This is a genomic window from Streptomyces sp. NPDC050263 (genome assembly GCF_040655955.1).
Taxonomy (GTDB): Bacteria; Actinomycetota; Actinomycetes; order Streptomycetales; family Streptomycetaceae; genus Streptomyces.
This window is the reverse complement of record NZ_JBFAKW010000206.1, coordinates 1-10,217: the sequence shown is the minus strand read 5'-3', so window position 1 is coordinate 10,217 and position 10,217 is coordinate 1. Positions and strand designations below refer to the sequence as shown.

The 10,217-nt window shown below is 70.1% G+C and carries 9 protein-coding genes; 8 read left to right on the top strand and 1 reads right to left on the bottom strand.

Features of this window, described 5'->3' with window-relative positions:
* Nucleotides 1-190: 190 nt before the first annotated feature.
* Nucleotides 191-577 (bottom strand): cupin domain-containing protein, encoded by a 387-nt coding sequence (locus AB0J04_RS44105; RefSeq protein ID WP_363174363.1) that lies wholly within the window; start codon nucleotides 575-577, stop codon nucleotides 191-193.
* 192 nt (nucleotides 578-769) lie between these two features.
* Here AB0J04_RS44105 and AB0J04_RS44100 point away from each other — a divergent pair, with 192 nt between their 5' ends.
* From AB0J04_RS44100 to AB0J04_RS44065, 8 genes are all read left to right on the top strand, one after another.
* On the top strand, nucleotides 770-1,513 hold the full coding sequence (locus tag AB0J04_RS44100; protein ID WP_363174361.1) for an SDR family oxidoreductase: 744 nt from the start codon (nucleotides 770-772) through the stop codon (nucleotides 1,511-1,513).
* 3 nt (nucleotides 1,514-1,516) lie between these two features.
* On the top strand, nucleotides 1,517-4,204 hold the full coding sequence (gene aceE, locus AB0J04_RS44095) for a pyruvate dehydrogenase (acetyl-transferring), homodimeric type (RefSeq protein ID WP_363174360.1): 2,688 nt from the start codon (nucleotides 1,517-1,519) through the stop codon (nucleotides 4,202-4,204).
* Nucleotides 4,205-4,271: 67 nt separating this feature from the next.
* On the top strand, nucleotides 4,272-5,048 hold the full coding sequence (locus tag AB0J04_RS44090; RefSeq protein WP_363174359.1) for a class I SAM-dependent methyltransferase: 777 nt from the start codon (nucleotides 4,272-4,274) through the stop codon (nucleotides 5,046-5,048).
* An 86-nt stretch (nucleotides 5,049-5,134) separates the two neighbouring features.
* On the top strand, nucleotides 5,135-6,031 hold the full coding sequence (locus AB0J04_RS44085; RefSeq protein WP_363174358.1) for an RNA polymerase sigma-70 factor: 897 nt from the start codon (nucleotides 5,135-5,137) through the stop codon (nucleotides 6,029-6,031).
* Nucleotides 6,032-6,148: 117 nt separating this feature from the next.
* On the top strand, nucleotides 6,149-6,673 hold the full coding sequence (locus AB0J04_RS44080; RefSeq protein WP_363174357.1) for an Ohr family peroxiredoxin: 525 nt from the start codon (nucleotides 6,149-6,151) through the stop codon (nucleotides 6,671-6,673).
* A gap of 158 nt (nucleotides 6,674-6,831) precedes the next feature.
* The gene (locus tag AB0J04_RS44075) at nucleotides 6,832-8,532 is read left to right on the top strand and encodes an FAD-binding protein (RefSeq protein ID WP_363174362.1); all 1,701 of its coding nucleotides are present in this window, start codon (nucleotides 6,832-6,834) and stop codon (nucleotides 8,530-8,532) included.
* 122 nt (nucleotides 8,533-8,654) lie between these two features.
* Nucleotides 8,655-9,404: an SDR family oxidoreductase gene (locus AB0J04_RS44070; RefSeq protein WP_363174356.1), complete on the top strand. Its 750-nt coding sequence runs from the start codon at nucleotides 8,655-8,657 to the stop codon at nucleotides 9,402-9,404.
* A gap of 127 nt (nucleotides 9,405-9,531) precedes the next feature.
* On the top strand, nucleotides 9,532-10,128 hold the full coding sequence (locus AB0J04_RS44065; protein WP_363174355.1) for a YceI family protein: 597 nt from the start codon (nucleotides 9,532-9,534) through the stop codon (nucleotides 10,126-10,128).
* Nucleotides 10,129-10,217 lie beyond the last annotated feature (89 nt).

The window sequence follows — 10,217 nt, the reverse complement described above, 5'->3', positions numbered from 1 at the left end:
CCCAGCCGCGCAGCCGCCCGAGGTCGAGCGCCTCGCCGCCGAAGATGATCCGGCGCAGTGCGGTGGGGGGGCCGGCGGCCGGGCCGGGCGGCCCCGGGGTCCGGGGGGAACCCGCCCGGGGGGGGGTGGGGGCCGGGCCCCCCGGGCCTGGGGGGGGGCCCACGGCGACCGCGCCGCACGGCCGAGCGGATCAGGCCGTGGGGCGCGGAGCTCGCAGATGGGCGCGCTGCGCGAGTTCCGCCTCGTCGACCAGCGTGAGCATCGGCTGATCCGGTGCGCACAGCATGGTGACGACGAACCGGCAGGGCGCGTCCGCGGAGGCGTTGCCGTCCTGGTAGTGGATCACGTCGCCGCCGGGCTCCCAGAACGTCTCGCCGGCCTTGACGACCCGCTCCGGCTCGCCCTCCAGCTCGAAGCGCACCTCGCCCTCGATCACATAGCCGAAGGCCGGTCCCGAGTGGCGGTGCGGAGGGGTGCCGGACGCTCCGGGCGGCCACTCGACCAGGAGGGTCATGCCCGAGGCGCCCTCGGGGATGTGGGGCGGCTTGGCGTCCTGAAGGACCGTCGCCGCGGTCATCCACGTCTCGGAGTTGCTTGCCACTGTGTGCTCCTCGGTCGTCGGTGCAGTCGGTTCCCCTGCGCTCGTGCGCTGTCACCAAGGAAGACCGGACACACGCTGCGGCTGTGACAGCCCGTCGGTGTCACAACAGTGGGTTGCGGCCTGTCGTACCTAGAGCTGCACATGGCCGACTTCTCGGAAGGAATCCCCATGAAGATCGTCGTCGCAGGCGCCACAGGGCTGATCGGCTCCAGGACGGTCGCGAGGCTCCGGGACCATGGTGTGGAGGCTGTGCCCGTCTCACGCGGGCACGGCGTCGACCTGATCACGGGGAGGGGCCTCGACGAGGCCCTTCGCGGCGCCGAGGTGGTGGTGGACGTCACCGACGCGCCCGCGCGCACCGAGGACGCCGCCCTGCGGTTCTTCCGCACGGCTTCGGCCAACCTCCTGGCCGCCGCGGCCTCGGCGGGCGTCGAGCATCACGTCGTCGTGTCGATGGTGGGGGCCGAGCGGCTGCGTTCGGGGTACTTCCGCGCGAAGCTGCTTCAGGAGGAGCAGGTGCGGCACTCCCCGATCCCGCACTCGATCGTGCGGGCCGCGCTGTCCTTCGAGTTCGTCGAGGCCATGGCTCTCGCGGACGCGCACGGGGACGGGGTCCATGTCGTGCCCGCGCTGGTGCAGCCGGTCGCGACGGGCGACATCGCCACCGCGCTCGCGCATGTCGCCGTGGGGCTGCCGCTGTTCGACGTACTGGAGGCGGCCGGTCCCGAGGAGTACCGCCTGGACGACCTCACGGCGAAGCTCCTGGCCGCGAGGGGCGACACGAGGAATGTCGTCGCCGATGCGCGCGCCGGGCTGCTCGGCGCCAACGTGCCCGACGAGCGCATGCTGCTGCCCGCCCCGGAGGCCCATATCTGTCACACGACGTTCGGCATGTGGCTCGGGGAGCGCTGAGCGATGAGCGAGCTCGACCAGTTGCCCGACCGTGACGCCGAGGAGACGCGGGAGTGGCAGGCATCGCTCGACGCGGTCATCCGGCATGCCGGGCCCGACCGGGCCGTGTACCTGCTGCGGCGCGTGCACGAGTTCGCGGCCGACTCCGGGGTGACCCTCCCGGGGCTGCTGTCCTCGGACTACGTCAACACGATCCCGGCGGCTTCCCAGCCGCCCTACCCGGGCGATGTCGCCATGGAGTCCCGCATCACGGCGCTGAACCGGTGGAACGCGGCCGCGATGGTGACCCGCGGTTCCCGCCTGGGCCTGGGCGGCCACATCTCGACGTACGCCTCGGCGGCCTGGCTCTACGAGGTCGGGTTCAACCACTTCTTCCAGGGCAAGGAAGGCGGGGGCGCCTCCCGCTCGAGCGGAGCCGAGAGTGGGGGAGGTTCGGGGGACCAGCTGTTCCTTCAGGGGCATGCTTCGCCCGGCATCTACGCGCGGGTCTTCCTGGAGGGCCGGCTGCGCGAAGAGCAGCTGGACGGTTTCCGGCGGGAGGCCGACGGGCACGGCCTGCCGTCCTACCCGCACCCGCGGCGGCTGCCGTGGCTGTGGGAGTTCCCGACCGTGTCCATGGGGCTGGGCCCGCTCGCCGCCGTGTACCAGGCCCGCTTCAACCGCTATCTCCACGACCGGGGCATCAAGGACACGTCCGGGTCGCATGTCTGGGTCTTCCTGGGGGACGGCGAGGTGGACGAGCCGGAGTCGACGGCCGCGCTGGAACTCGCCGCCCGCGAGGGTCTGGACAACCTCACCTTCGTCGTCAACTGCAACCTCCAGCGGCTGGACGGTCCCGTGCGGGCCAACTTCAAGATCGTGCAGGAGCTGGAGGCCCGGTTCCGGGGTGCGGGCTGGCATGTGGTGAAGACGCTCTGGGGCGAGGCCTGGGACCCGGTGCTGGGGCAGGACACGGACGGCTCCCTCGTCCACCGCCTCGGCGAGGTACCCGACGCGCAGCTCCAGACGTATGCCGCCCGGGACGCCGCCTACATACGCAAACACTTCTTCACGGGCGACGCGTTGTCACACCTTTCGGCCGGGCTGAGCGACGCGCAGCTCACCGATCTCTTCACGAACTCCCGGGGCGGACACGAACCTCTCAAGGTCCACGCCGCCTACCGGGCCGCCGTCGACCACCGGGACGGACCCACCGTCGTCCTGGCCCAGACGGTCAAAGGCCACACGCTGGGGTCGGGCTTCGAGTCCCGCAACGCCAACCATCAGATGAAGAAGCGGACGACGGCCCAGTTCCGCGAGATGCGCGACCTGCTGGAACTGCCCATCCCCGACCGTGCGTTGAGCGGGGACCTGGTGCCGTACTGGCACCCCGGCGAGGACTCGGACGAGGTGCGGTACCTGCGGGAGCGCCGAACCGCTCTCGGCGGCCCGGTCCCGGTGCGCAGGGTCGTCGCGAAGCCGCTGGAGCAGCCGCCGTCCGGCCCCTTCGACGCACTCCGCAAGGGCTTCGGCACCCAGGAGGTGGCCACCACCATGGCGCTGGTCCGGCTGGTCAAGGACCTGATGCGGGTCGAGGAGACCGGACGGCGCTGGGTGCCCATCATCCCCGACGAGGCACGTACGTTCGGGATGGAGTCCCTGTTCCCGACGGCCGGGATCTACTCGCCGAAGGGCCAGACCTACGAACCGGTCGACGTCGATCAGCTGCTGCACTACCGGGAGGCCAAGGACGGCCAGCTCATCGACGAGGGCATCACCGAAGCCGGATCGCTGGCCGAGTTCACGGCCGCGGCGACCTCGTACGCCACGCACGGCGAGCCCATGATCCCCTTCTACATCTTCTACGCCATGTTCGGATTCCAGCGCACCGGCGACCAGTTCTGGGCCCTGGCCGACCAGATGGGCCGCGGTTTCGCCGTCGGGGCGACGGCCGGCCGGACGACGATGACCGGCGAGGGCCTCCAGCACGCGGACGGCCACTCCCACCTGCTGGCCTCCACGAACCCGGCCGCCGTGAGCTACGACCCCGCCTTCGCGTACGAGATCGCGGTGATCGTCAGGGAAGGTCTGCGCCGGATGTACGGCGACCGGCCGGAGGACGTCTTCTACTACCTGACGGTCTACAACGAGCCGAAACAGCAGCCGGCCATGCCCGCCGGGCCGTCGGTCGAGGAGGGGATCCTGAAGGGCGTCTACCGCTTCCGGCGGGCGGCGCCCCACGACGCGGGGCCGACGATCCAGCTGCTGGCCTCCGGCACGGCCATCCACTGGGCGCTGAAGGCCCAGGAGCTGCTGCGGTCCGACTGGGGAGTCCACGCCGACGTCTGGTCGGTGACGTCCTGGACGGAGCTGCGCCGCGACGCGCTGTGCGCGGACCGGGCGCGGCTGCGGGGCGAGGAGCGCGTCCCGTACGTGACGGCGGCGCTGTCGGGCGCCCGCGGGCCCGTCCTGGCCGTCAGCGACTGGATGCGGCAGGTGCCGGACCAGATCAGCCAGTGGGTCGAGCAGGACTACTCGTCGCTGGGCACGGACGGCTTCGGGCTGTCGGACACCCGTGACGCCGTGCGCCGCTATTTCCGGGTGGACGCCGAGTCGATCGTCGTCGCGGCCCTGGACCGGCTGGCGCGGACCGGCGAGATCGCCCCGGACACGACGGCCTTGGCGCGCGACCGCTACGGCTGGGAGGGGTGAGGACCCGGCAGCGCCGTCCCCCGCGACTCCATGTCACAGATGGGAGGAATGTTCGGTCTTATATGATATGTACGCTTCGATAGCAGATGCGCCGGTCGAGGAACTGCAGGACGACTACGCCGTCAGCGCCGAGTTCTACGACATCCTCCAGGCCGAGCGGGACGAGGCCCGGGTACGGCGGCTCTACCGCGGCGATGTCGGCCGCGCCCGTCTCGGTGTGCTGGATGTCGGCGCCGGAACCGGACGGGTCACACTGATGAGCCTGATGGAGTCACATGTTGCGGTGCATGCCGTCGAGCCCGCGCGTTCGATGCGTTCCCCCCTGATGACACGTCTGGCATCCCTGCCCGCGGGGCTGCGGATGCGGGTCACCGTGCACCCCTGCACGCTCGACGAGGCCGCCTTGCGCGGGGTGGCGGACGTGGCCGTGTGCCACAACACGATCGCCTGTCTGCATCCGGCCGCGCGGCGGGCCCTGTGGCCGGCCGTGGCCGAGGCGCTCGTGCCCGGAGGCGTACTGCTCGTCCAACTCCCGCCCGCCCGACTCCCGTTGAAAGAGACCACGTATGTGTTCCCGGCCCAGCGGGTGGGCCAGCACGAGTACGGCGGGCTGATGCGCTCGGCGACGGACGGGAACCGCATCCGGACCCGCTTCTCCTACTGGGTACGGGGTGAGGGCGGGGCGGGCGCGGTGCTGCGCGAGCACACCGAGACGTTCTGGATGTGGCCGGCGTCGCGTACGGAGCTGATCGGGGAGCTGAGCGGGTCCGGCTTCGCCCCGCTGCCCGAACGCACCGATCCGGCCGTGCTGGCGGTGCGGCTCGGGTCACTCGGGCGGCGGTGACACGGGTCCGAAACCGACCGTGGGAGCCCCGAGCACACCGTCGTACGGCGGCTTGTAGCATGGTGTCCCAACATTGGAGGACACATATGCGCAGCGGTGATGACGCAAACTCTCTCGATCAGGCGACGAGGGATTTCATCGCGGCGCGTCCCCAACTCTTCGGCATCGCGTACCGCGTGCTCGGCAGTGCGGTGGAGGCCGAGGACATCGTCCAGGAGGCGTGGGTGCGGTGGCAGACCACCGACCGCAGCGACATCCAGGAGCCCACGGCGTTCCTGGCCACGGTCACCGTCCGGCTGGCGATCAACCTGGCCCGGTCCGCCCGGATGCGGCGCGAGTCGTACGTGGGCCCCTGGCTCCCCGAGCCGGTGGACACCAGCGTGGATCCGCAGATCGGCGCGGAACGGGCGGAGGCGGTCGACCTCGCCGTTCTCTTCCTGCTGGAGAAGCTGAACCCGGCGGAACGGGCCGCCTACGTGCTGCGGGAGGCCTTCGACTACCCGTACAAGCGGATCGCGGAGATCCTGGAGACGAGCGAGGCCAACGCGCGCCAGCTGGTGAGCCGCGGCCGCAGGCATCTGTCGGCGGAACGCAGCGAGCCGGTCGACTCCACCGCGCACCGGCGTCTGCTGGAGGTGTTCCTCGCGGCGGCGCAGACCGGCGATCTGACGGTGCTCGAGGACGTGCTGACGACGGATGTGGTCAGTTACTCCGACGGCGGCGGAATCCGCGGCGCGTCCAAGATCCCGGTCGTCGGGCGTACGCGCGTCGCCAAGTACCTTGCGGCCTTCGCCCCGCGCTTCTGGCCGCAGGCCGACGTGCGCTGGGTCGAGGCCAACGGCAGGCCGGCCGTCCTCGTCTCGTTCGAGGGGAACGCGGCGGCGCTGCTGTGCGTCGAGGCGTCGGCGCAGGGCATCGAACGCATCATGTGGGTGATGAACCCGAACAAGCTCGCGCCGTATGTGGCCTCACTGAGCGGCTGAGGCGTCCTTTCCGTCCGCCGCGTCGGCGGTGTCACACGACAGGTGACTCGCCGGTCAACTGGCTGTCCGGAATCCCGGGCTTCTCACGACCGGTCACGACGCGAAGGCGGACGGTACATGGCATCTGGTCCAGTTGATCACGGCAGCGGCGAGCCGATCGGGTTGCCCGATCTGTCCACCGAGAAGGACTTCGAAGGAGACTCCTTCGCCCCGCTCTACACCACGACGGTGACGGTGAGCGGTGGCTCGGCCAGTCACGGGCGGGCCTCGGGACGAGCGCGCTCGGCCGACGGAGTCCTGGACCTCGACCTTCGTACGCCCGCCGAACTGGGCGGCGACGGCCAGGGGACGAATCCCGAACAGCTGTTCGCCGCCGGCTTCGCCGCCTGCTTCCACGGCGCGCTGAGCCTGGTGGCACGACAGGCCGCGCTCGACCCCACGACGATCTCCGTGGACGCGACCGTGGCGTTCGGGCGGGACCCGGGAGACGGCGGCTACCTGCTCCGCGTCGACCTGGTGGTCAACTGGCCGGACGTCGATCCCGAGCGCGCCGCCCCCTGCCTGGAGCAGGCCGACTCGCTGTGCCCGTACGCGCGGATGGTCTGGCGGGGCACACCGGCCACCATCACACTGGCCACCTGACGGACTCGCAGCATGTGACAACGTGCTGCACGTGCACCTGCACCTGCGCCTGGTGGGAGACACCGCTGTCACAGATCCCGGGACTTCCTGGTCTTACTGAGTGACCAACCCGGCGATCGGAGTAGACCGTGGCTATCACCGAACAACGTCTTTCCACCATGGTGCTGGTGATCGGCACCGGAGGTGCTGGCCTGCGAGCATCGATCGAACTGGCCGAAGCCGGTATCGACGTCCTCGCGGTCGGCAAGCGCCCCAAGGAGGACGCTCATACGGCACTCGCTGCCGGAGGCATCAACGCCGCCCTGGCCACGATGGACCCCGAGGACAGCTGGCAGCAGCACGCGGCCGACACTCTCAAGGAGAGTTACCTGCTGGCCGACCCGCACACCGTGGAGATCGTGACCCAGGGCGCCGCCCGGGGCATCGACGACCTCGAACGCTATGGCATGGCCTTCGCCCGCGAGGAGGACGGCCGGATCTCCCAGCGCTTCTTCGGCGCGCACAAGTTCCGGCGCACCGCCTTCTCCGGCGACTACACGGGTCTGGAGATCCAGCGCACGCTGATCAGGCGCGCCGAGCAGCTCGACATCCCGATCCTCGACGGCGTCTACATCACCCGGCTGCTGGTGCACGACGGCGCCGTCTTCGGCGCCTACGGCTTCGACCTCACGGACGGCACGCGCTATCTGATCCACGCCGACGCCGTCATTCTCGCAGCGGGCGGCCACACGCGGATCTGGCGACGCACGTCCTCGCGGCGCGACGAGAACACGGGCGACTCCTTCCGCCTGGCCGTGGAGGCCGGGGCACGGCTGCGCGACCCCGAACTCGTCCAGTTCCACCCGTCCGGGATCATCGAGCCCGAGAGCGCCGCCGGCACGCTGGTGAGCGAGGCCGCCCGGGGCGAGGGCGGGATCCTGCGCAACGCGCTCGGGGAACGGTTCATGAACCGCTACGACCCCGTCCGCATGGAGCTGTCCACCCGTGACCGGGTGGCGCTGGCCGCCTACACGGAGATCAAGGAGGGCCGCGGGACCCCCAAGGGCGGCATCTGGCTCGACGTCTCCCACCTGCCCCGGCAGACGATCATGACGCGGCTGCCCCGGGTCTACCAGACCCTGCTGGACCTGCAGATGCTGGACATCACCCGCGAGCCGATCGAGATCGCGCCCACCGCGCACTACTCGATGGGCGGGGTGTGGGTGCGTCCCGAGGACCACAGCACCGACGTGCGCGGCCTGTTCGCCATCGGCGAGGCCTCCAGCGGGCTGCACGGCGCCAACCGGCTCGGCGGGAACAGCCTCATCGAGCTGCTGGTCTTCGGCCGGCTCACCGGCCGGGCGGCCGCCGCCTACTCGGAGTCCCTGACCGCGCACCCGCGCTCGGCGTCGGCGATCGCGCAGGCCCGCGCGGAGGTCGAGGACCTGCTGGCGGCCGACGGATCGGAGAACGTGCGCGCCCTGCAACGCGCCATCCGCAACACGATGACCGAGCATGCGGGAGTCGTACGCGACGAAGAGGGGCTGCGGACGGGACTGGAGGAGCTGGCGGCGATCGAGAAGCGGATGGAGGACGTCGGCGTCCACCCGGACATCGCCGGCTACCAGGACCTCGCGCACGCCTTCGATCTCAAGTCCGCCGCACTGGCGGCCCGGGCCACTCTCGAAGCCGCGCTGGAGCGTCGCGAGACCCGCGGCTGTCACAACCGCAGCGACTATCCCGACATGGATCCCGCTCTGCAGGTCAACCTCGTGTGGTCGCCGAAGACCGGAATCACCCACGAGAGCATTCCGGCGATCCCGGACGAGATTTCCTCCCTCATGCAGGACGTCTCGACCGAGGGAAAACTCGTCGAATAAATTTCCCGTCGATTTCGCGAACCTCGTGTCACAACCGGGGCCGTCGCCCTGTCTCATCTAGTGCAGACAGTGCAGACCGATTTCGGTGCTGGCACCGCTAAAACCTACGAGAGGAATCCGTCATGAAGGTCGTAGTGATCGGTGGAACCGGGCTCATCGGTTCGAAGGTGGTCGGCAAGCTGACCGAGCACGGGCACGAAGCGGTCGCCGCCGCGCCCAACACCGGCGTCAACACGCTGACCGGCGAGGGGCTGGCCGAGGTACTGAAGGGCGCGTCGGTCGTGGTCGACGTGTCCAACTCCCCCTCGTTCGAGGACCAGGCCGTCATGGACTTCTTCCGTACCTCCACGACGAACGTCCTCAAGGCGGAGGCCGAGGCCGGCGTGACGCACCACGTGGCGCTGTCCGTGGTCGGCACCGAACGCCTTCAGGGCAGCGGGTACTTCCGCGCCAAGCAGGCTCAGGAGGAGCTGATCAAGGCGTCCGGGATCCCTTACACGATCGTCCACGCCACCCAGTTCTTCGAGTTCATGAAGGCGATCGCGGCCGAGGCCACGGACGGCGACACCGTGCGTCTGTCCCCGGCCAAGATCCAGCCCATCGCCTCGGACGACGTGGCCGCGGCGGTCGGCCGGGCCACGGTCGGCACCCCGGTCAACGGCGTGGTGGAGGTCGCGGGCCCGGAGGCGTACCCGCTCGACGCGCTCGTCCGCAAGGCGCTCGCCGCCAAGAACGACCCCCGCACGGTGGTCTCGGACGTGCACGCCACGTACTTCGGCGTCGAACTCAAGGAGGACACCCTCCTGCCCGGTCCGGACGCGCACATCGCCGAGACCAAGCTCGCCGACTGGGCTGCCGCGCAGCCGCAGTAAGCCCCCGGCGGGTGGCCCCTGCCTCCGGGCGGGGGCCACCTTGCGTTCCGGCCGCGGACAAGCCGTTTCACCGGTGAGCCGGAATTCGCTCCTGTCTGAGATTCACCCGGAAAGGATCCGGCCCGCCATGCAGAAAAACAAGGAAACCCCCCTTCCGCTCACCGGCCCCTATGAAGGGCTGACCGGCGTCTACGCCATTGATCCGGTCCACAGCACCATCGGTTTCTCCGTCCGGCACGCGATGATCAGCAATGTGCGCGGCAAGTTCACCTCGTTCGAGGGAATCCTCAAGCTGGACGGGTCCGATCCCGTCCGGTCCGAGGCCCACGTCAGCGTCCAGACCGGCAGTGTGGACACGGGTTCTCCGGAGCGGGACGCGCATGTCGCCGGCCCGGACTTCTTCGACTCGGCGACGTTCCCCCTGATGAGCTTCCGCTCCACCGGGATCGTCGACGCCGGCGACGACCGGTTCGCTCTGACGGGATCCCTGCGGATCAAGGACGTCGAACTGCCCGTGCAGATCGACCTGGAGTTCGGCGGCGCGAGCCAGGACGCCTATGGACAGCAGCGCGTCGGCTTCGAGGGCACGGCCACGCTCCAGCGCTCCGACTGGGGGATGGGCTGGAACACCGCCCTGGCCGCCGGAGGGGTCCTGATCAGCGACAAGGTGAAGCTGCTTCTCGACATCTCCGCCGTGCAAGTGGACCAGGCCGACGCCGCCTAGACCCGGACTTCGCGGGTCACCGTTTCAGGTCTGTGGCCAGCGGGTCTGTCCGATGTCGGTGTCGAGGAGATCGAGGAGGTGGAGTTGAA